We start from the raw sequence: 21642 nt of genomic DNA, 5'->3' as shown, positions 1-21642 counted from the left end.
GCTTAAAGCTCGAAGCTGCACCTATTCCTTTTGGTCTGGAAGCCGTGTTCCGTTAGAATAGTCGGCTTTTTCACGGCGGGAGTCAGGCAGCATGGCGCAGCAGTATCAACCGGGGCAACGCTGGATTAGTGACAGCGAAGCAGAGCTGGGGTTAGGCACCGTTCTGGCACAGGACGGCCGCTTGTTAACCGTGCTCTATCCGGCCACTGGCGACACTCGCCAGTATGCGCTACGGAATGCGCCCCTCACTCGCGTGAGGTTTTCGCCGGGTGACACCATCACCCATTTCGAAGGCTGGAAAATGACCGTGCAAGAAGTCGACGACGTCGACGGCCTGCTGGTCTACCACGGCCTCAATGGGCAGAACGAGCAGGTCACCCTGCCGGAAACCCAGCTCTCGAACTTCATCCAGTTCCGCCTGGCCAGCGACCGTCTGTTCGCCGGCCAGATCGACCCGCTGCCCTGGTTCTCCCTGCGCTACCACACCCTGGAACACACCAGCCGCCAGTTGCAGTCCTCGCTCTGGGGCCTGGGCGGCGTGCGTGCGCAACCGATCGCGCATCAATTGCACATCGCCCGTGAAGTTGCCGACCGTATCGCGCCGCGGGTTCTGCTGGCGGACGAAGTGGGCCTAGGCAAGACCATCGAAGCCGGCCTGGTGATCCATCGCCAGTTGCTGTCGGGTCGCGCCAACCGCGTGTTGATCCTGGTGCCGGAAAACCTCCAGCACCAGTGGCTGGTGGAAATGCGCCGCCGCTTTAACCTGCAGGTCGCACTGTTCGACGAAGAGCGCTTTATCGAAAGCGATGCCACCAACCCGTTCGAAGACACCCAGCTCGCGCTGGTGGCCCTGGAATGGCTGGTGGACGACGAGAAGGCCCAGGACGCGCTGTTCGCGGCCGGCTGGGACCTGCTGGTGGTCGACGAAGCGCACCACCTGGTCTGGCACGAAGAAAAAGCCAGCCCCGAGTACTCGCTGGTGGAACAACTGGCCGAAGTGATTCCGGGCGTGCTGCTGCTCACCGCAACCCCTGAGCAACTGGGCCAGGACAGCCACTTCGCGCGCCTGCGCCTGCTGGACCCGAACCGTTTCCACGACCTGCACGCCTTTCGCGCCGAGAGCGAAAACTATCGCCCGGTGGCCGAAGCCGTCCAGGAGCTGCTGGACAAGGGCCGTCTTTCGCCCGCCGCCCACAAGACCATCCAGGGTTTCCTCGGCGACGAAGGCGAAGCGCTGCTGACCGCCGTCAACGATGGCGACGCCGAAGCCAGTGCCCGCCTGGTCCGCGAACTGCTGGACCGCCACGGCACCGGCCGTGTGCTGTTCCGCAACACCCGCGCCGCGGTGCAAGGTTTCCCGGAGCGCAAGCTGCACGCCTACCCGCTGCCGTGCCCGGACGAATACCTCGAGCTGCCCCTGGGCGAGCACGCCGAGCTGTACCCGGAAGTCAGCTTCCAGTCGCAGCCGGACGTCGATGAAGAACAACGCTGGTGGCGTTTCGACCCGCGCGTCGAATGGCTGATCGACCAGTTGAAGATGCTCAAGCGCACCAAAGTCCTGGTGATCTGCGCCCACGCCGAAACCGCCATGGACCTGGAAGACGCCCTGCGCGTGCGCTCCGGCATCCCGGCCACGGTGTTCCACGAGGGCATGAACATCCTCGAGCGCGACCGCGCTGCCGCCTACTTTGCGGATGAAGAGTTCGGCGCCCAGGTGCTGATCTGCTCGGAAATCGGCAGTGAAGGCCGCAACTTCCAGTTCTCCCACCACCTGGTGCTGTTCGACCTGCCGTCCCACCCGGACTTGCTGGAACAACGGATCGGCCGTCTGGACCGGATCGGCCAGAAACATGTGATCGAACTGCACGTGCCGTACCTGGAAACCAGCCCGCAAGAGCGCCTGTTCCAGTGGTACCACGAGGCGCTGAACGCGTTCCTCAACACCTGCCCGACCGGCAACGCCTTGCAGCACCAGTTCGGCCCGCGCCTGCTGCCGCTGCTGGAAAACGCCGACGACGGCGAGTGGCAAGGGCTGATCGACGAAGCCCGTGCCGAGCGCGAGCGCCTCGAAGCCGAACTGCACACCGGCCGCGACCGTTTGCTGGAGCTCAACTCCGGCGGCGCTGGCGAAGGTGATGCGCTGGTGGAAGCGATCCTTGAGCAAGACGACCAGTTCACCCTGCCGATCTACATGGAAACCCTGTTCGACGCCTTTGGCATCGACAGCGAAGACCATTCGGAAAACGCACTGATTCTCAAGCCCAGCGAAAAAATGCTCGACGCCAGCTTCCCCCTGGGCGACGACGAAGGTGTGACCATCACCTACGACCGTAACCAGGCGCTGTCGCGCGAAGACATGCAGTTCATTACCTGGGAACACCCGATGGTGCAGGGCGGCATGGACCTGGTGCTGTCCGGTTCCATGGGCAACACCGCCGTGGCGCTGATCAAGAACAAGGCGCTCAAGCCGGGCACCGTGTTGCTGGAACTGCTCTACGTCAGCGAAGTGGTTGCTCCGCGTTCGCTGCAGTTGGGCCGTTACCTGCCACCGGCGGCACTGCGTTGCCTGCTGGATGCCAATGGCAATGACCTGTCGGGCCGCGTGTCGTTCCTGACCTTGAATGACCAGTTGGAAAGCGTGCCGCGGGCCAGCGCCAACAAGTTCGTGCAGGCCCAGCGCGACCAGCTGACGCCGCGGATCAACGCCGGTGAAGAGAAGATCGCCCCGCGTCACGCCGAGCGTGTGGCCGAGGCTCAACGGCGCCTGGCGGCGGATACCGAGGAAGAACTGGCGCGCCTGACCGCGTTGCAAGCGGTCAACCCGACCGTGCGCGACAGCGAACTGGTTGCCCTGCGCCAACAGCGCGAGCAAGGCCTGGCGATGCTCGACAAGGCGGCGCTGCGACTGGAAGCGATTCGGGTATTGGTCGCGGGCTAACTTCGCCGCCCTACCCTGACAAACAAAAAGGCCCGCGCAATGCGGGCCTTTTTTATTCACTGTAGACATCGTTGTTATTGATGACCTCTTCGCGAGCAAGCCCGCTCCCACATTTGACCGAGTTCCATCTTGAGAATGCGGTCAAATGTGGGAGCGGGCTTGCTCGCGAAGGCGTCACCTCGGTCTCAGGCAGTAACCGCCCTGGCCGGCACCTCCACCACCCCCAACCCATCCTTCATCCGCTGGGCATCGCGCACAAAACTGCGGGACGCCTGGAACAGAAACAGCATGGTCAAAAACAGCGCCACCGGAATCAGGTACATGGCGTCATGCAGTCCCACCGCCTTGTAAGCCTCGGTCATCTGCTGGGCACCGTCGGCATACATCGCCGAATGGGCAAAATGATCCGACAACCCGCCCACCACAATCGGCCCCATGCCACCCCCCAGCAAATACAAGCCGGCGAAGAACAATGCCATCGCCGTCGCCCGCAGGCGCGGCTCGACCACGTCCTGGATCGCCGTGTACACGCAGGTGTAGAAGTTATAGGCAAACAGCCAGCCGACACTGAACAGCGCCACAAACACACCAATCTCGATCCGCCCCGCGTGCAACGCCCAGGCAGTGGTCACTGTAGAGATAATCAAACTGCACGCCGCGAACAGCAGCCGGCCGTTAGCGATGCGTTGATGGATCTTGTCGGCAATCCAGCCGCCCAGAGTCAGGCCCACCAGGCCGGTAATACCGACGATGACACCGGTGGCGACTGCCGCATCCTGCAACGGCAGCAGGAAATAGCGTTGCAGCATCGGCACCAGGAACGAGTTGCAGGCATAGGTGGCGAAGTTGAAGCACAACCCGGCCAGCACCAGCCAGAGGAATGTCGGCACCGCCAGCACCCGGCGAATCGGCCGGTCGACTTTCTCCTGGGAGACTTGCACGGCTTCCGCCGCGCCGCGCTTGGGTTCCTTGATGTAGAACATGAACACCGCAAGGATCAGCCCCGGCACCGCGGCAATAAAGAATGGCGCACGCCAGCTGTCGAACGCCTTGACCATCGCACCAATGGTGAAGAAGGCCAGCAACAGGCCCAAGGGCAGGCCCAGCATGAAGATCCCCATGGCCCGGGCACGGCGGTGGGCGGGAAACAGGTCACCGATCAGCGAGTTTGCCGCCGGCGCATAACTGGCCTCGCCGATGCCGATGCCCATGCGCACCAGCAAAAAGGTCCAGAAACTGCCCACCAGACCATTGACCGCTGTCAGGCCACTCCACGCCGCCAGGCCCCAGCCCATGAGTTTGCTGCGCGAGCCGGTATCGGCCAGGCGCCCCAGCGGCAAGCCGGCAATTGCATAAACAATGGTGAACGCGGTACCGATGATCCCGAGCTGGAAGTCGCTGAGGTGCCACTCCATGCGGATCGGCTCGATGATGATCGCGGGAATGGTGCGGTCGAAAAAGTTGAACAGGTTGGCCAGGAACAGCAGGAACAGAATGCGCCAGGCATTCGCCGCTTGGGTCGAGTTCTGCATGGGTCCGTCTCTTTTATTGTTATGTGAGCCGCGATGCCAGACGCATCCTGAGCCCGGAACCTGCAATCTAGTCAGCCTCGTGGGGATTGTCTGTAATGATTCGTAAGTCTGATGTCACTCCATCGGGCGACCCGGGCGGTCATCCCTAATCATTTGGTTCTAGTTGTTTATAAACTCATCGCCAAATGATTAGAAGCAATCTGCCATCAATCCTTGTAACTCGCTCACGCTCTCTATACTGAAAGACGCAGTCAGACTAAAACTCTGTGACGGGACATGCTATGGAATGGCTTGGTTTGCATTTTTTTACCGACCTTCCGGACAGTGGGCACTTATTACTCAATTGCAGTCATAACCCCTTTCTGGTGCTACTGGCGTATGTAGTGGCGTGTGCAGCGGGCTTCGGCACCCTGGACATGGCCGAGCGGGTCGGCCATGTCGACAACCCCAAGGCTCAACGGCACTGGCGCTGGGTAGGCGCGGGCTGCCTGGCAGGCGGCATCTGGTCGACCCACTTCATCAGCATGCTGGCCTTCCAGGCGCCTATCGCGATTCACTACGAATTGATCATGACGTTCGCCTCGCTGCTGATCGCCCTGATCGCGGCGCTGTTCGCCATGCAAACCCTCAGTCATCCAAGGCTGCGCGCCCACCAATATGTGCTGGCGTCGGTGTGGATGGGGCTGGGTATTGCGCTGATGCACTACGTGGGCATGTCGGCCATGCGCTCCGAGGCGGGCGTGTATTTCGAGACTGGCTTGTTCCTCGCCTCTGTGTTGATCGCGATCGGCGCCAGCCTGGCGGCTTTGCTGCTGTCGCTGTACCTGCGCAACGGCACCGGCATGTTCCATCAATTGCTCAAGTACGCGGCCAGCCTGGTGCTCGGCGCGGGCATTATCAGCATGCACTTCACCGGCATGGCGGCCATGCAGCTGCTGGTACCCGAAGACCTCGTACAGTCGGCACTGCCGGTGGACAACAACCCGGTCCAACTGGGGCTGCTGGTGGCGGTCATCGCACTGCTGGTGATTGGCAGCAGCATCAGTGCTGCCCTCGCGGACAAGAAGCTGCAACACAAGGAAACCGACCTGCGCCGGGTCAACGCCCTGCTCACCGAACTGGACCAGGCCCGCGCCTCGCTGCAACAGGTGGCGCATTACGATGCCCTGACCACCCTGCTCAACCGCCGTGGTTTCAACCAGATCTTCGCCGAGAAACTCGCGGAAAAAACCGCCACCGACGGCATGCTGGCGGTGATCTTCCTGGATATCGACCACTTCAAGCGCATCAACGACAGCCTCGGCCATGACGCCGGCGACGAACTGCTGACGGTGCTGGCCGGCCATATCAAAAGCTCGGTGCGCAGCCATGACGACGTGGTCGCGCGGTTTGGCGGTGATGAATTCTGCATCCTGATCAGCATCCATCACCGCGATGAAGCGCGGCACATGGCCCAGCGCATCATGCAGAAAATGAAAGACCCCATCGAACTGGCCGGCCGGCGCATGGTGATGACCACCAGCATCGGCATCAGCCTGTTTCCCGAAGACGGCAAAACCAGCGAAGAGCTGCTGAAGACCGCTGACCTGGCGCTGTATCAGTCCAAGGATGCCGGGCGTAACAGCCTGAACTTCTTCAGCTCCAACCTGAAAACCCGGGCCTTCCTGGAACTGCAGCTGGAAGAGGAACTGCGCGCCGCACTGCGGGGCAAGAACGAGTTGGTGCTGTTTTACCAACCGATACTTGACCTGAAAAAAGGCAGGGTCACGCGCCTCGAAGCCCTGGTGCGCTGGCAACACCCCCAACATGGCCTGCTGACCCCGGACCGGTTCATCGGCATTGCCGAAAGCAACGGGCTGATTGCCGAACTGGATCACTGGGTGCTGCGCCAGGCCTGTCACGACCTGAGCCTGCTGTCGGAACAAGGCCACACCGAATTGGTCATGGCCGTGAACTGCTCGGCCCTGAACCTGACGCGTGACGAGTTGGCCGATGAGATCGAAAACGCCCTGCGCTTCGGCGGGATCGCCGCCAATCGCCTGGAACTGGAAGTAACCGAGAACGCGCTGATGGGTAATATCAGCAGCACCCTGGCATTGCTGCGGCAAATCCGCGCCCTGGGCGTGTCGCTGTCCATCGACGACTTCGGCACCGGCTACTCGTCCCTCGCCTACCTCAAGCGCCTGCCGTTGAACACCTTGAAAATCGACCGTTCATTTATCCAGGATATCCCCAAGTCGAACGCCGACATCGAGATCGTCCAGGCCATTATCGGCATGGCCCACACCCTGCACCTGCAGGTGGTGACAGAGGGCGTGGAAACCCTGCAACAATTTGAAGTGGTGCAAAAACACGGCTGTGATTTTGTTCAGGGTTACCTGCTCAGCGCTGCGGTGCCGTTGAGTGATATCAGCGCGGTGATCAACAGCCTGGACCAGAACAACCTGTTCAGCCTGCTGGGCCTGACGGGGGGTGACCCCGCGCCGAAAGACCCGCCTTCGGGCCGTGCGGGCCCGGCGTCCATCGTTCGGCCAATTCGCTGACGCCGTTTATTTGGCAAATCGCCATCATTTCACTAAAGAACCCCGACGAACGGCCGATTCATCAGAGTCCGGCCAGGCTTTCCCCTTAAAACCCTAGGGTTAAACCCTATCGCCCAGGACCAGGACGCACTGTAAAGTCGCGATCTCTCATTCTGTGATGGCTATTTGATACTTACTCAGCCATCCGTCCAGGCACATGGCGCACAATGACTTCTAAAAATAACTCTGCCACCGCGGTATCCGACGTGTTGCTGACAGCCCCTGCGGAAAAACCCTCAGGTTCAAAGTCATTGAGCACCGCCCGCCCGCTGGCCACCCAGCAGTACCTGTACTTCACCGAGACCAACACCGACCGCATCCTCGACAACCTCGACGGCCTGCGCGACATGGTGTTCCCGCGCGCACCGCACCTGGAAGTCGACGGTGAACTGCGCAATGAGCAGGAATTCCCCTCGGTGTGCCTGATCGGCCTGGGCCGCTGTGGCTCCAACATTGCCCTGGATGTGGCAGAGCTGGTGTACAACGCCCGCAAGTTCTACCTCAACGAATTCAGCAACGAAGACAAATCCACCGACAAGGGCTACCGCCCCGCCCAGTGGATTCGCAACAACCTGCGCCTGGGTTCGAACAAGGGCACCAAACCGGTGTTCCTGGTCGAGCCGCTGGTGATGCTGGGCGACCTGGACAAGGACATTGCCGGGCGCATCCGTTTCTCGCGCAAGGGTGAGAAAAGCGGTTTCCTGCGGGACTACAGCAAGATGAAAATCATGGACCTCTCGGAAGTCCATGCCGGCGGCGCCGGTAACGCGCCGATCCTCGGCCAGTACCTGGCCAAGATCATCCTCAACAAAGACACCCAGCGCTTCTCCAGCCCCGACTGGAAGATGATCCACTCGTACCTGATCGACTCCTGCGGCATCAAGGCCAACCAGTCGCGCCTGTACTTCTCGATCTTCAGCGCCGGCGGCGGTACCGGTTCAGGCATGGCCTCGGAGTTCGGCCTGGCCCAGCAGCACTCGTACATGAACAAGACGTTCGACACCAAGCCCGCCGATGAACATGACAGCAAAAGCGGTCACGCCTTCGTGTTCGAGCCGATCTTCACCAGCGGGATTTGTGTGCTGCCGAACATCTCCGATCACCGCAGCGAAATGTCCGAGGCGCTGCACATCAACGCCGGGCGGCTGTTGTGCAAATACCTATCGGAAGAATGGGACTTCTCGTACAACTTCGACAATGAAGACAGCAGCGAAGCCAGCGTGAAAGGCCGTATCCGACCGTGGAACGCAATGATGTTGATCTCCAACGACATCATGCGTTACGCCGAGGAAAGCGATGACGGCAACATCCAGAACATTGATGTCAATGCCATGGAAAAGCACGCCAACCAGTACATCTCGCAGCAGATCTTCAACATTCTGACGGCCCAGGCGGTTACCACCGACTACGACCAGAACTATTTCCGTCGCGCCGGGATCGACATTGGCGAGACCATCCGCCTGGATGCCAACGACCTGTTCATGAGCCTGGCCGGCCCGGTGGCGATTGCCTATGCCGAATCGGTGGTGCCGGAAACGCCGGCGCCTTCGAGCGACAAGTTCAAGGTGTTCGAAAAAGAGCCGCAGCGGCTGAACATCGACGACTTGTTTTTCCGTTCCATTGATCTGCCGCACTTCAACAAGGTGACCCAGGCGATCGAAGGCATCAGCCTGTTGCCGATTGAGTCCAAGCGGTACAAGGCCTCCCTGGAGCAGTACAAGAATTCCGGCTATGACGCGGCGGCGTTGCATGACTTGCACTTCTTCAAGAACTGCTCGTCGGTGGTGTCGATTGTGTCGTTGCCCAAGGATTACAAGCTGTCCTATATGGACCTGAATCGGCTCAAGACGCACCTCAACAGCCTGTTTCCCAATACGACGCTCAAACGGTATGCGCTGGTGATCGGGGCGTCGGCCAACTTGTCGCTCACGACCTTGATCGCTAAAAGCCCGTGCCTGTCGGATGATTTTTTGACGTTGATCGTGGCATTTATCAAGCGCTGTTTTGCGCGTAATCCGTATCGGTTTGATGACACCTTGGATAATTCGATCCTGGATTTCATCATCCATGAGGATTTTGATGAAGACCGGATTGATGAGCTGCTCAACGAGTTCGAGAACCCGGCGAAGATCCTGGATACCAACTGGTATGCGATCAAGCCGATGTACGAGAAGAAGTATCGTGAGTTGATCAACGACAAGGACAAGTTTGTGTCGATCAACGATATTCGTCTGTCGCGGGATTGTGTGAAGAAGGCGATCAAGTACCTGCGTGAGATTTATCGTCACCGGATTGGGAAGACCAAGGTTATTTCGCTGAATAACCATACCGGGAAGACGGCGTAGGCTTTGTTGCTGAGGTGGGGTGTATATCCGTTATTTGGGTGATGGCTTATATCGGTTCCGCTCTTACAGCGGCTCACTTTTGAACAGCGCAAAAGTAAGCAAAACGCTCTTGCCCCACCACTCGGCACCTCGCCTAGGCTCGGTGTGCCCTCACGCAGGCTTTGGACCGTGGGCCGCCGTCATGGGCCATCCTTGGCCCAGGACGGCTAACCCGGCGTCCTGCCGGGTTAGCCACGCTCCAAAGCCTGCGTTCGGCCAGCGTGGTTTAACGGGGCGCCTAAGATCAAAATCAAGATCAAAAGCACAGCGGCCTACCGGCCGGCTTGAGTGTTTAAAAGCCAAATCAAAAGCTAAAGCGGGCACGGTCCAAAAAATGTGGGAGCGGGCTTGCTCGCGAAGGTCGTTAACGATGACGCGGGCATTCTGGATAAACGCGGCGCTCTCAGGTTTTTCGCGAGCAAGCCCGCTCCCACAGAAAAGCAGATCTGTTTTCGCTCTGGTCTTTGCTTTTTCTTTTTACACTCAAGCCGGCCGGGAGGCCGCTGTGCTCTGCTTTTGATTTTGATCTGCGGGCCCCGTTAACCACGATGGCCGCAAGTAGGCACGGTGGAGCGGGTAAATCGGCAGGGATGCCGATTTAGCCGCGCCGGGCCATGGATGGCCCGTCGCGGCGGCCCGCGGAACCGGGCCGGAGTGCGGGCATGCCGAGCCTAAGCGAGGCACCGAGTGGTGGGGCAAAGACCTTTTGGTTACTTTTGGCTGGGCCGGCATTCCGGGCGTTTGCCAAAAGTGACCCGCTGTAAGAGCGGAACCATAAGTAGCCGTTACCTAAATAACGGATATGTACTCAAAAAACTCACACCCAGAAACAATTCCCCCCGCACTCCGCCGCTACCAAAACTGTTCCCATGACGCGCACGTAACCCCCGCCTGTGACCTTTCTCTACGGCAAGGTGCCATCACCGCAAATGCAGTTACCCGCCTACACACTTAAACTCGGAAAAATCACGCACCTTTTTCGCGCATGCATTTCCTACACTGCCCTTTCCTGGATCAGAATCCACGGCGAAACCACCACCGCCCACAAACTCGGGCCCCGCTCAACCAGGTCCAATGCCCGCGTCGCAGACACCTCGCCAAGACTCCCCGCAGCCAGCCAGGCAGCGACTTTCTCACGGTTGTCCTCAGCCATGCCCTCGGCGGCCTCGATCAAATCCAGCCCGGCGTCGACCCACAATAGGGCACCCTTGGCAAAGAACGGCTCAAGCTCCTTCCAGGAAATTTCGGCAGTTTCACCAAGCAGCTTGGCATAGAGGGTGCTAGGTTCTTGCGTCATGGGAGTTCACCTGAAGAAAAAATCGGCGCAATCATACCGTCGAGCCCCAGGCAGAAAAACCCAGTTGCAAATGAGGCACCGAACGAAAGTGTCAGGAAAGCCAAGGATTGCCCGAAACTCTGGCATCACCCCGCCGCAATTCTGTCTTTTTCTTTCATTTAAGCGACATACCCGGGTTTTGCCCCCAGCAGCCAGCTTTTCAAGCGATCAACCGGCGCTCTACACTGTACCGGTACAGTTGCCAGGCCGCTGCCGGGGGATATCCGAGATATCTGATCCGGTTCTGCAGCTCACAAGGCCGCTAGAACTATAAAAAATACAACAGTAAGAGTGGAGCACTATGAATAAGGCTACTAAGCAGATTTCCAAACTGTTTGCCGCTATGGTCCTGGCCGGGGTTGCCAGCCATTCGTTCGCAGCTGACACCATCAAGATCGGTATTGCCGGCCCTAAAACCGGCCCTGTGACCCAGTACGGCGACATGCAGTTCATGGGTGCCAAGCAGGCCATCGCCGACATCAACGCCAAGGGCGGCGTAGATGGCAAAATGCTCGAAGCCAAGGAATACGACGACGCTTGCGATCCAAAACAAGCCGTGGCCGTAGCCAACAAAGTGGTCAACGACGGCGTCAAGTTCGTGGTCGGTCACCTTTGCTCCAGCTCCACTCAGCCAGCATCCGACATCTACGAAGACGAAGGCGTGATCATGATCACCCCGGCTGCCACCAGCCCGGAAATCACGTCCCGTGGCTACAAGCTGGTCTTCCGCACCATCGGCCTGGACAGCGCCCAGGGCCCTGCCGCCGGTAACTACATCGCCGACCACGTGAAGCCGAAAGTCGTAGCCGTTATCCACGACAAACAGCAATACGGTGAAGGCATCGCCACCGCCGTTAAACAAACCCTCGAGAAGAAAGGCGTGAAAGTTGCCCTCTTCGAAGGCATCAACGCTGGCGACAAAGACTTCGGTTCGCTGATCCAGAAGCTCAAGCAAGCCAACGTCGACTTCGTCTACTACGGCGGCTACCACCCTGAGCTGGGCCTGATCCTGCGCCAAGCCAAGGAAAAAGGCGTGAACGCCAAGTTCATGGGCCCTGAAGGCGTCGGCAACGACTCCATCTCGCAAATCGCCCAGAACGCTTCCGAAGGCCTGCTGGTTACCCTGCCGAAATCCTTCGACACCGATCCTGCCAACAAGGCAATCGTTGAAGAGTTCACCAAGAACAAGCAGGACCCAACCGGTCCGTTCGTGTTCCCGGCCTACTCGGCAGTTGAAGTGATCGCCGGCGGTATCGCTGCCGCGAAGAGCGAAGACACCGCCAAGGTGGCAGCGGCCATCCACGCCGGTACCTTCAAGACCCCGACCGGCGACCTGAGCTTCGACGCCAAGGGCGACCTGAAGGACTTCAAGTTCGTGGTCTACGAATGGCACTTCGGCAAACCAAAAACCGAAGTTTCCCCTCAGTAAGCCAGGCGTTACTGGTCAACAAGCCCACTGTGCAAGCAGTGGGCTTTGTTTTACGAGGTTTATGGGCCTGTCACCCGCGATCCGGGCGCTGGCTCACCTGAAAATCTTAAAACCGTCACCAGCGGTTCGCTGGCAAACGCTTTGTGCAACCTGATCACAGAACAGGGCACCGAGCCGGAAATTGACTCCACCAGTGAAATGCGTATCGGGTTTTTAGGAGCGCTGTAATGCCTGAGATCTATCATTTTTTCCAAACGCTGGTTAACGGCATGACCGTTGGCAGCACCTATGCCTTGATAGCCATTGGCTACACAATGGTTTACGGCATCATTGGAATGATTAACTTCGCCCATGGCGAGGTGTACATGATTGGTTCCTACGTGGCCTTCATCGCCCTTGCCGGGCTGGCCATGCTGGGTATCCATTCCCTGCCGCTGTTGATGACCGCCGCATTCCTGGCGTCCATCGTCGTAACCAGTGCCTATGGCTACAGTATCGAACGCGTTGCGTACCGCCCCTTGCGTGGCAGCAACCGCTTGATCCCGCTGATCTCCGCGATCGGCATGTCGATTTTCCTGCAGAACACCGTATTGCTGTCCCAGGACTCCAAGGACAAATCCATTCCCAACCTGATCCCGGGGAGCATCTCCTTCGGCCCAGGCGGCGCACAGGAAGTGCTGATTTCCTATATGCAGATCCTGGTCTTCGTCGTCACCCTGGTGGCAATGCTCGGCCTGACCCTGTTCATCTCTCGCTCCCGTCTGGGGCGCGCCTGCCGGGCCTGCGCCGAAGACATCAAGATGGCCAACCTGTTGGGCATCAACACCAACAACATCATCGCCCTGACCTTCGTCATCGGTGCCGCACTGGCGGCTATCGCTGCCGTGTTGCTGAGCATGCAGTACGGCGTGATCAACCCCAACGCCGGCTTCCTGGTGGGCCTCAAGGCCTTCACCGCGGCGGTATTGGGCGGCATCGGCAGCATTCCGGGCGCGATGCTCGGCGGGCTGGTGCTGGGTGTGGCTGAAGCCTTTGGCGCCGACGTATTCGGTGACCAGTACAAGGACGTGGTGGCATTCGGTCTATTGGTTCTGGTGCTGTTGTTCCGGCCGACCGGCATTCTGGGCCGTCCGGAGGTTGAGAAAGTATGAGCAGATATCTTAAATCGGCGTTTTTCAGCGCCTTGCTGGTCTGGGCCGTGGCCTTCCCGGTACTCGGGCTCAAGTTGAGCATTGTCGGGATCAACCTTGAAGTGCATGGCACCGGTCCCGTGACGTTGACCATCATTGCCCTATGCTCGGTGTTGATGTTCCTGCGCGTGCTGTTCACCCAACAGGTCGGTGCGCTCCTCAAGTCCAACCGTGGCCCGTTGGTATCGCCCAAGGTCAGCCAGTTCCTGACCCTGCCGCGCACCCAGCGCTACATCATCATCGGCCTGATCGTGGCCGCGCTGATCTGGCCGTTCTTCGGTTCCCGTGGTGCGGTGGATATCGCGACGCTGATCCTGATCTACGTGTTGCTGGGCCTGGGCCTGAACATCGTGGTGGGTCTCGCCGGCCTGCTCGACCTGGGCTATGTGGGCTTCTACGCGGTGGGTGCCTACACCTACGCGCTGCTCTCGCATTACCTGGGCTGGGGCTTCTGGATCTGCCTGCCACTGGCCGGCATGGCGGCGGCCACATTTGGCTTCCTGCTGGGCTTCCCGGTACTGCGCTTGCGCGGTGACTACCTGGCGATCGTGACCCTGGGCTTCGGTGAAATCATCCGTCTGTTCCTGCGTAACCTCACCGATATCACCGGCGGCCCCAACGGCATCAGCAGCATTCCCAAGCCGACGTTCTTCGGGCTGACGTTCGACCGCACCGCGGCCGAAGGCATGCAGACGTTCCACGAGTACTTCGGGATCGACTACAACCCGGTGAGCAAAGTGGTGTTCCTGTACCTGGTGGCCCTGCTGCTGGCACTGGCGGCGCTGTTCGTGATCAACCGCCTGCTGCGCATGCCGATCGGCCGTGCGTGGGAAGCGCTGCGCGAAGATGAAATCGCCTGCCGTGCACTAGGCATGAACCCGACCGTCATCAAGCTTTCGGCATTCACCCTCGGGGCAACCTTCGCCGGTTTTGCCGGCAGCTTCTTCGCCGCGCGCCAAGGTTTGGTGACGCCGGAGTCGTTCACCTTCATCGAGTCGGCAATCATCCTCGCCATCGTGGTACTGGGCGGCATGGGCTCGCAGCTCGGCGTGATCCTCGCGGCGATCGTGATGATCCTGCTGCCGGAAATGATGCGTGAATTCAGCGAATACCGCATGTTGATGTTCGGCGCCATGATGGTGCTGATGATGATCTGGCGACCTCAAGGCCTGCTGCCCATGCAACGTCCCCACATGGAGCTGCGCAAATGAGCCGCGAGATCCTGAAAGTCGAAAACTTGAGCATGCGCTTCGGCGGTTTGCTGGCGGTCAACGGCGTGGCCCTGACCGTGCAAGAGAAACAAGTCGTGGCCCTGATCGGCCCCAACGGCGCCGGCAAGACCACGGTGTTCAACTGCCTGACGGGCTTCTACAAGCCGGCTGGCGGCACCATCCTGCTGGACGGCCAGCCGATCCAGGGCCTGGCCGGCCACGAGATCGCCCGCAAGGGCGTGGTGCGCACCTTCCAGAACGTGCGGTTGTTCAAGGACATGACGGCGGTCGAGAACCTGTTGATCGCCCAGCATCGCCACCTGAACACCAACTTCTTTGCCGGCCTGTTCAAGACGCCGTCGTTCCGCAAGAGCGAGCGCGAGGCCATGGAATATGCCGCGTACTGGCTGGACAAGGTCAACCTCACCGAGTTTGCCAACCGTCCTGCCGGCACCCTGGCCTACGGTCAGCAACGGCGCCTGGAAATCGCCCGCTGCATGATGACCCGCCCGCGGATCCTCATGCTCGACGAACCGGCCGCCGGCTTGAACCCGAAGGAAACAGAAGACCTCAAGGCGCTGATCAGTGTGCTGCGTGAAGAAAACAACGCCACCGTGCTGCTGATCGAACACGACATGAAACTGGTCATGAGCATTTCCGACCATATCGTCGTGATCAACCAGGGCACGCCACTGGCCGACGGTACGCCGGAGCAGATCCGCGACAACCCGGAAGTGATCAAAGCCTATTTGGGGGAAGCGTAAAATGCTGCAATTCGAAAACGTTTCCACTTTCTACGGCAAGATCCAGGCGCTGCACAGCGTCAACGTGGAAGTGCGCCAGGGCGAAATCGTTACCCTGATCGGCGCCAACGGTGCCGGTAAATCCACGCTGCTGATGACCCTGTGCGGTTCGCCCCAGGCTCACAGCGGCAGCATCCGCTACATGGGTGAGGAGCTGGTGGGCCAGGCCTCCTCCGAGATCATGCGCAAGAGCATTGCCGTGGTTCCGGAAGGCCGCCGGGTATTTGCCCGCCTGACCGTGGAAGAGAACCTCGCCATGGGCGGGTTCTTCACCGACAAGGGCGATTACCAGGAGCAGATGGACAAGGTGCTGCACCTGTTCCCGCGGCTCAAGGAACGCTTCAGCCAGCGCGGCGGCACCATGTCCGGCGGCGAACAGCAAATGCTCGCCATCGGCCGCGCGCTGATGAGCAAGCCCAAGCTGTTGTTGCTGGACGAACCGTCTCTGGGGTTGGCGCCGATTATCATCCAGCAGATCTTCGACATCATCGAACAGCTGCGCAAGGACGGTGTGACGGTGTTCCTGGTGGAGCAGAACGCCAACCAAGCGCTGAAGATTGCCGACCGCGCCTACGTGCTGGAAAACGGCCGCGTGGTGATGCAGGGCAGCGGCGAACAACTGCTGACCGATCCGAAAGTACGTGAGGCTTATTTGGGCGGTTGATGCCCATCTGGTCAATGTATGAGCGGGCTTTTGTGGGAGCGGGCTTGCTCGCGAAGGCGGTGGATCAGCCAACTTGTTGGGTGACTGACCCACTGCCTTCGCGAGCAAGCCCGCTCCCACATTTGTTTGGTGTGAACCAAAGACTTTGGCGAAACCTGAAATTATTTTCCCCGGCTTTGTAACGAATCCCTTCCCCCTTTCTCTAGTGGTGTAAGCAGGCGAACATGCTTGCCAACTCAACCCACTGCTGGAGATACACCATGACTACCAAAACCCGCTCGCTGTCCGCCGCCACCCTCGTCCTGGCCCTGGGTTCGGCCCTGAGCCTGTCCGCCCTGACCACCACCGCCCACGCCGCCGATGACATGCAGAAATGCTTCGGTGTAGCCGAAGCCGGCAAGAACGATTGCGCCGCAGGCGCCGGCACTTCCTGCGCGGGCACCTCGAAGGTCAAGGATCAGGCCAACGCCTGGAAACTGGTCCCGGCCGGTACCTGCCTGAAAACCCCAAGCACCACCTCGCCAACCGGCTTCGGCCAGGAAGCTGCCTTCACCGCCAAGTCCTGAAACCCTGCACAGCCTGAGTACTGACGATGACGCTCTCATTCACCCACTCCATCTCCCAGGCTCAGGCGCCCGGCCTCCCCCGTCGGGCCGGGCTGGGGCTCAAGAACGAGCACTTCAGTGAAGTGCTCGAGACGTCCCCCGATATCGGTTTTTTTGAAGTCCACGCCGAAAACTACATGGTGGCCGGCGGGCCTTTCCATCACTACCTGGGCTTGATCCGCGAACAGTACCCGCTGTCGCTGCACGGTGTAGGCCTGTCCATTGGCGGCGAAGGTCCGCTGAACGACGAGCACCTGGTGCGCTTGGCCACGCTGATCGAACGCTATCAACCCCACTCCTTTTCCGAACACCTGGCCTGGTCCAGCCACGGCCCGGTGTTTCTCAATGATTTGCTGCCGCTGGCGTATGACGATGAAACCCTGAAGCGGGTGTGCGAACACATCGACCAGGTACAAACCCGCCTGCAGCGGACCATGCTGCTGGAGAACCCGTCGACCTATCTGCAATTCCAGTGCTCCACCCTGGAAGAGACCGACTTCATCAGCGAAGCGATTCGCCGCACCGGCTGCGGGCTGCTGCTGGACGTGAACAATGTGTATGTGTCGTGCATCAACCATCAGCAAGACCCGCTGAAGTACATCGAGGCCTTGCCGTTGCACGCCGTGGGCGAGATTCACCTGGCAGGGTTTGCCGAAGACACCGACAGCCTCGGCGACCGTTTGCTGATTGACGATCACGGCGCCCCCATCGACAACGCGGTATGGCAGCTCTACCAGCACGTGCTCAGCCGCACCGGGCCGGTCGCCACGCTGATCGAGCGCGACAACCAGGTGCCGGCGTTCAGCGTGCTGCACGCTGAAGCACGCGAGGCCGACCGGTTTCTGCTGGAGGTGCGTGCATGAGCCGCCAGGACGTCTTTAGCCGCGCACTGCTGTCCCCCGACGAAAACTGCCCGCAAGGCTTGTTCAGCCGCAACGGCGCCGATCCGGCCGGTCGTTTTGCGGTGTATCGCAACAATGTCCATAGCTCGCTGATCAACGCGCTGGCCGCCGGCTACCCGGTCACCCTGCAACTGGTGGGCGATGAGTTTTTTCGGGCGATGGCCGGTGTGTATGTCCAGGGTTTCCCGCCGACAAGCCCTCTGATCAATGAATACGGCAGCGACCTGGCGGACTTCATCCAGGGCTTCGCCCCCGCCGCCAGCGTGCCTTACCTGGCTGACGTGGCGCGCCTGGAGCGATTGCGGGTGAGGGCCTACCACGCGGCGGACGCACAGCCACTGGATCAACAGGAGGTCATCGCCACCCTGCAACAACAGTCGGACCTGGGCGAACTGCGCCTGCAACTGCATCCATCCCTGGCCACCCTGAACTCGGCCTACGCCGTGGTGGCTTTATGGGCGGCGCATCAGACCGGCGAATCCCTCGCCACCCTCGACCCCTTCCATGCCCAAAGCGCGCTGGTACTACGCAATGGCCTGCACGTGCAGGTATTTCACATCGACAGCGGCTCAGCGACGTTTATCAACAGCCTGAACAACGGTTGGCCATTGGAAATGGCCGTGGCCTACGCCCTCGATGCGGCCGCCGAATTTGACCTGCACCAATGCCTGGCCCTGCTGATCGGTCACGGCGCCATCACCCACTTGCACACAGAACCCAAGGTATCGCCATGAACACCACCGCTCCGGGGCTGATCCAACGGATCATCCAGTGCTTCGAGAAAATCCCCTACAGCCTGATCGCCTTTGTCGCACGCTTCTCTATCGCAGCGGTGTTCTGGAAATCCGGCCAGACCAAAGTGGAAGGCCTCGCCGTGGACCTGATCGGCGGGACCTTCCAGCTGGGCTGGCCGCACTTGGCGCCGTCCACCCTGCCGCTGTTTCGCAGCGAATACCACGTGCCGCTGCTGTCTGCGGAAGTGGCGGCGCACATGGCTGCGTTCGCCGAGCATTTCTTCCCGGTGCTGATCCTCGTGGGGTTTGCCACGCGATTCTCGGCGCTGGCGCTGCTGGGCATGACCCTGACCATCCAGCTTTTCGTCTACCCGGACGCCTACCCGACCCACGGCACCTGGGTCGCATTGCTGCTGCTGTTGATGGCCAAGGGGCCGGGCAGCTTCTCGATTGATCACCTGATTGCGCGACGCTACCGCTAAAGGCGATCGAGGGCTTCGCCGCTGCGCTTGAACCAGCCCACCAGATAATCTGCGAGTACCTGGGTGCGGCGCGGCAGGCCGCCCTGATACGGATGGACCAGGTACATCGGCATGCTGCGGGTCTGATAATCCCGCAGGAGCCAGCGCAGGCGACCGTCAGCCAATTCCGCGTGCAGCACGTAGGACGGCAAGCGCGCGATGCCCGCCCCCACCAGTGCAGCCTTCTTCAACAAGTTGTAATGGTTGGAGGCAAAGGTCCCGGATACCCGAACCCGCAGCAGCTCATGCTGTTGGTGATACAGCCACTCTTCACGACCACTGTAGTGGCTGTTCAGCAAGCAGTTGTGGCCCACCAGTTCCGCCGGCGTCAGCGGCTCGCCGTGCTGTTCCAGGTAAGCCGGGCTGGCGCAGGTCATCTCGTGCCAGGCGAGCAACGGCTTGGCGACCAGACGCTCGTCGTTGGCGACCTCCGAACGTACCGCCAGGTCGAAGCCATCCCGCGCCAGGTCCCGGTACTGGTTGTTGAGTTCCAACTCGATCTGCACCTGTGGGTACTCCCGGGAAAACTCCAGCAACAGACCGTCGAAGAAGGTTTCGCCCAGGGACACCGGAACCGTCATACGCACCGGGCCGACGAGATCATCCTTGAGCCTGGCCAACGCCTGACGTGCCCGCTCCACCTGGACCACCAACGCCTGGGCTTGCGGCAACAGCGCCGCACCCGCCGCCGTCAGGCTCAGGCGGCGGGTGGTGCGATGCAACAACACCACCGAAAACTGCGCTTCCAACTGGCTGATGCGCTTGGACAGTTGCCCTTTGCTGCAGCCCAGTTGCTGGGCCGCCAAGGTAAAGCTGCCGGCTTCGATCAACACGGCAAACGCGGCGAGGTCATCCATTTCGCTCATGGATTGTTTCCAATTGAAAACCAAAGGTTGCCTATTAGTGCACTTATCCGCGCAAAAAATCACTCTAGACTGAAACCTCACCTACACATCTGGAGGAAGGCACGATGAAAATCCTGTTGATTGGCGCAAGCGGTACCGTGGGTTCGGCGGTGAAGGCAGAACTGTCCCAACGGCATGAAGTGATCAGCATCGGTCGCAAAAGTGGCGACTTCCAGGTCGATATCAGCGACAGCGCCTCGATCCGCAAACTGTTCGAACAGACCGGCAAATTCGACGCACTGATCTGCGCCGCCGGCAGCGTCAACTTCGTGCCCCTGGGCGACATGAGCGAAACCGATTTTGACCTGGGCCTGCAAGACAAGCTGATGGGCCAGGTCAACCTGCTGCTGATTGGCCGCGAGTTCGCCAATGACGGCGCGTCGTTCACCTTCACCAGCGGCATTCTCAACCGCGATCCGATTCGCACCGGTGCTTCGGCTGCCCTGGTCAACGGCGCGCTGGATGCATTCGTGAAAGCCGCTGCGATCGAACTGCCCCGCGGCCTGCGCATCAACTCGGTCAGCCCTACCGTCCTGCTGGAAGCCATGGGCAGCTACGCGCCGTACTTCCGTGGGTACAAACCGGCTCCGGGTGCAGAAGTGGCGTTGGCCTACGCGAAAAGCGTGGAAGGCTTGCAGACCGGGCAGACGTTTATCGTTGGTTGACCAGCCTGAAAAGCCGTCACCGTTGAACCCAGGGCATCCATTTACGGAGCATGTCCTGGGGGACGGAAAACTGTATTTCTCGTGTGTTCAGCACACCCATGACAGTGGCGCCATCACTCACGTTGTAGCCGTCTACGTATGTCGAAACCTGCTTGTTGTAAGCCAGTAAAGTAATTGCAGCCGTGCGGGCCCTGGCCTCCGGGCTCAGCGTGACACTGACCGAAATAAAGTCCGGGCTACTGTCAGGCGTCCTCTTCACGGTGATCGAGATCTCGGTAAAGTCAGTGGCAGAGGAGTACTCCAGCCGCGCCGGTTCACTGCCCAGTGCAGAACCCGTCACCAGTAACAGCCCCCACAGATTCCATCGAATAGTCATCGCGGCTTTCCGAATAAAAGAGAAAGACGTTCCCATGACCGTTCAGATCCCTCTATAGGAAAAGTCCCAGCAGGGATGATCGCCCCCGGCACACCTTATTCAACCTGTGTCCCGGGCTTGTGATGCACCGCCAGCCTGCGTAACGTGGCGGCACTTATCAGGAGACCCGATAATGCGTGCCGCCCGTACCCTAGCCTTGTTTGCCCTGTTGCCCCTGTTCGCCGCCTGCCAGATGTTCGATAACGAGCCGGCCAAGCCCTCTCTCGCCGGGATGACCCGCATGCAGGGCGAGTTGACGGCCCAGGGTGACAAACTGCTGTTCCAGCCCTGCAACGACAAACGCAACTACGTGGTCAACGACACCGGTGGCACCAGCATCCTGCAGGAGGCCGCCTCCCTGGCCGGCCAGCAAGGCGCACTGTTTGCCGACCTGCGTGGCAAGTTCTCCGGCGTCGCCAGCGGTACCCAGGGCACGGTGGACCTGCAACAGGTGTACCGCGTCGAGCGCTCGACCTCGGCCTGTGATGACCCGGACTTCAAGCGCATGATCCTGCGGGCCAACGGCCACAAACCGGCCTGGGCGATGAACGTCACCGCCAAGGGCATGGTGCTGGAGCGTGAAGGCCAGCCACCATTGGCCGTGCCGTATGTGGAAGAGCAATCGGGCGACGGACGGTTCAACCTGATGACCGAAGCGAATAACCAGCACATCGAACTCTGGGTGGCCCCGCAACGCTGTGTCGACAGCGCCAGCGGCAGCCTGCAGCACATGTCCGCTGAGCTTCGGGTCAACGGCCAGGTGCAACGCGGTTGCGCGTCGTTCGGCGGTTCGCGAGACGACTGATTGCGCCCTGCGCTGTTTTAG

At 60.2% G+C, this 21642-nt stretch carries 19 protein-coding genes; 15 read left to right on the top strand and 4 right to left on the bottom strand.

Going from position 1 to position 21642, the window contains the following annotated elements:
- Positions 1 to 91: 91 nt before the first annotated feature.
- Positions 92 to 2938 carry an RNA polymerase-associated protein RapA gene (gene rapA, locus C0058_RS06720; protein ID WP_102368258.1) on the top strand — a complete coding sequence of 949 codons (2847 nt, stop codon included), beginning with the start codon at positions 92 to 94 and terminating at the stop codon, positions 2936 to 2938.
- Positions 2939 to 3123: 185 nt separating this feature from the next.
- Here rapA and C0058_RS06715 read toward each other — a convergent pair whose 3' ends face one another.
- On the bottom strand, positions 3124 to 4470 hold the full coding sequence (locus C0058_RS06715) for an MFS transporter (protein ID WP_003210907.1): 1347 nt from the start codon (positions 4468 to 4470) through the stop codon (positions 3124 to 3126).
- A gap of 281 nt (positions 4471 to 4751) precedes the next feature.
- Here C0058_RS06715 and C0058_RS06710 point away from each other — a divergent pair, with 281 nt between their 5' ends.
- Complete coding sequence (locus C0058_RS06710) at positions 4752 to 7013, top strand: bifunctional diguanylate cyclase/phosphodiesterase (protein WP_023659115.1); 2262 nt, start codon at positions 4752 to 4754, stop codon at positions 7011 to 7013.
- 206 nt (positions 7014 to 7219) lie between these two features.
- Positions 7220 to 9397, top strand: coding sequence for a hypothetical protein (locus C0058_RS06705; RefSeq protein ID WP_023659116.1), 2178 nt, complete (start codon positions 7220 to 7222; stop codon positions 9395 to 9397).
- 1033 nt (positions 9398 to 10430) lie between these two features.
- Here the strand turns inward: C0058_RS06705 and C0058_RS06690 are convergent.
- Positions 10431 to 10733 (bottom strand): DUF2288 domain-containing protein, encoded by a 303-nt coding sequence (locus C0058_RS06690; protein ID WP_102368256.1) that lies wholly within the window; start codon positions 10731 to 10733, stop codon positions 10431 to 10433.
- A 340-nt stretch (positions 10734 to 11073) separates the two neighbouring features.
- Between C0058_RS06690 and C0058_RS06685 the strand changes: the two genes are divergently transcribed.
- From C0058_RS06685 to C0058_RS06635, 10 genes are all read left to right on the top strand, one after another.
- A complete protein-coding gene (locus C0058_RS06685; RefSeq protein ID WP_087693197.1) occupies positions 11074 to 12201 on the top strand; it encodes a branched-chain amino acid ABC transporter substrate-binding protein in 1128 nt (375 codons plus the stop codon).
- 45 nt (positions 12202 to 12246) lie between these two features.
- Positions 12247 to 12429 (top strand): hypothetical protein, encoded by a 183-nt coding sequence (locus tag C0058_RS06680; RefSeq protein WP_003211657.1) that lies wholly within the window; start codon positions 12247 to 12249, stop codon positions 12427 to 12429.
- On the top strand, positions 12429 to 13352 hold the full coding sequence (livH, locus tag C0058_RS06675) for a high-affinity branched-chain amino acid ABC transporter permease LivH (protein WP_003211659.1): 924 nt from the start codon (positions 12429 to 12431) through the stop codon (positions 13350 to 13352). The genes C0058_RS06680 and livH overlap by 1 nt, the downstream gene beginning before the upstream one ends.
- Positions 13349 to 14602 carry a high-affinity branched-chain amino acid ABC transporter permease LivM gene (locus tag C0058_RS06670; RefSeq protein ID WP_003211661.1) on the top strand — a complete coding sequence of 418 codons (1254 nt, stop codon included), beginning with the start codon at positions 13349 to 13351 and terminating at the stop codon, positions 14600 to 14602. Before livH ends, C0058_RS06670 begins: the two co-directional genes overlap by 4 nt.
- Positions 14599 to 15366: a high-affinity branched-chain amino acid ABC transporter ATP-binding protein LivG gene (livG, locus tag C0058_RS06665; protein ID WP_003211663.1), complete on the top strand. Its 768-nt coding sequence runs from the start codon at positions 14599 to 14601 to the stop codon at positions 15364 to 15366. The genes C0058_RS06670 and livG overlap by 4 nt, the downstream gene beginning before the upstream one ends.
- A 1-nt stretch (position 15367) precedes the next feature.
- Positions 15368 to 16069, top strand: coding sequence for an ABC transporter ATP-binding protein (locus C0058_RS06660; protein ID WP_003211664.1), 702 nt, complete (start codon positions 15368 to 15370; stop codon positions 16067 to 16069).
- Positions 16070 to 16329: 260 nt separating this feature from the next.
- Complete coding sequence (locus C0058_RS06650) at positions 16330 to 16635, top strand: DUF2282 domain-containing protein (RefSeq protein ID WP_003211666.1); 306 nt, start codon at positions 16330 to 16332, stop codon at positions 16633 to 16635.
- Positions 16636 to 16661: 26 nt separating this feature from the next.
- Positions 16662 to 17537, top strand: a complete 876-nt coding sequence (locus C0058_RS06645; RefSeq protein ID WP_102368255.1) for a DUF692 domain-containing protein — start codon at positions 16662 to 16664, stop codon at positions 17535 to 17537.
- Entirely contained in the window at positions 17534 to 18310 is a 777-nt protein-coding gene (locus C0058_RS06640) for a DUF2063 domain-containing protein (RefSeq protein WP_102368254.1), read from the top strand. Before C0058_RS06645 ends, C0058_RS06640 begins: the two co-directional genes overlap by 4 nt.
- Positions 18307 to 18792 (top strand): DoxX family protein, encoded by a 486-nt coding sequence (locus tag C0058_RS06635; protein ID WP_102368253.1) that lies wholly within the window; start codon positions 18307 to 18309, stop codon positions 18790 to 18792. The genes C0058_RS06640 and C0058_RS06635 overlap by 4 nt, the downstream gene beginning before the upstream one ends.
- On the opposite strand, the gene C0058_RS06630 is transcribed toward C0058_RS06635, so the two are convergent.
- A complete protein-coding gene (locus tag C0058_RS06630) occupies positions 18789 to 19697 on the bottom strand; it encodes a LysR family transcriptional regulator (protein WP_003211675.1) in 909 nt (302 codons plus the stop codon). The genes C0058_RS06635 and C0058_RS06630 overlap by 4 nt on opposite strands.
- Positions 19698 to 19801: 104 nt before the next feature.
- Here C0058_RS06630 and C0058_RS06625 point away from each other — a divergent pair, with 104 nt between their 5' ends.
- Positions 19802 to 20401: a short chain dehydrogenase gene (locus tag C0058_RS06625; protein WP_003211677.1), complete on the top strand. Its 600-nt coding sequence runs from the start codon at positions 19802 to 19804 to the stop codon at positions 20399 to 20401.
- Positions 20402 to 20417: 16 nt separating this feature from the next.
- Here C0058_RS06625 and C0058_RS06620 read toward each other — a convergent pair whose 3' ends face one another.
- Positions 20418 to 20813: a hypothetical protein gene (locus C0058_RS06620; RefSeq protein ID WP_102368252.1), complete on the bottom strand. Its 396-nt coding sequence runs from the start codon at positions 20811 to 20813 to the stop codon at positions 20418 to 20420.
- Between the two features lie 136 nt (positions 20814 to 20949).
- Here C0058_RS06620 and C0058_RS06615 point away from each other — a divergent pair, with 136 nt between their 5' ends.
- On the top strand, positions 20950 to 21621 hold the full coding sequence (locus C0058_RS06615) for a COG3650 family protein (protein ID WP_003211681.1): 672 nt from the start codon (positions 20950 to 20952) through the stop codon (positions 21619 to 21621).
- Positions 21622 to 21642: the final 21 nt, after the last annotated feature.

Source organism: Pseudomonas sp. NC02, assembly GCF_002874965.1.
Lineage (GTDB): Bacteria > Pseudomonadota > Gammaproteobacteria > Pseudomonadales > Pseudomonadaceae > Aquipseudomonas.
Note: the sequence above shows the minus strand (reverse complement) of the source record. Positions and strands in the feature narration are given on the sequence as shown.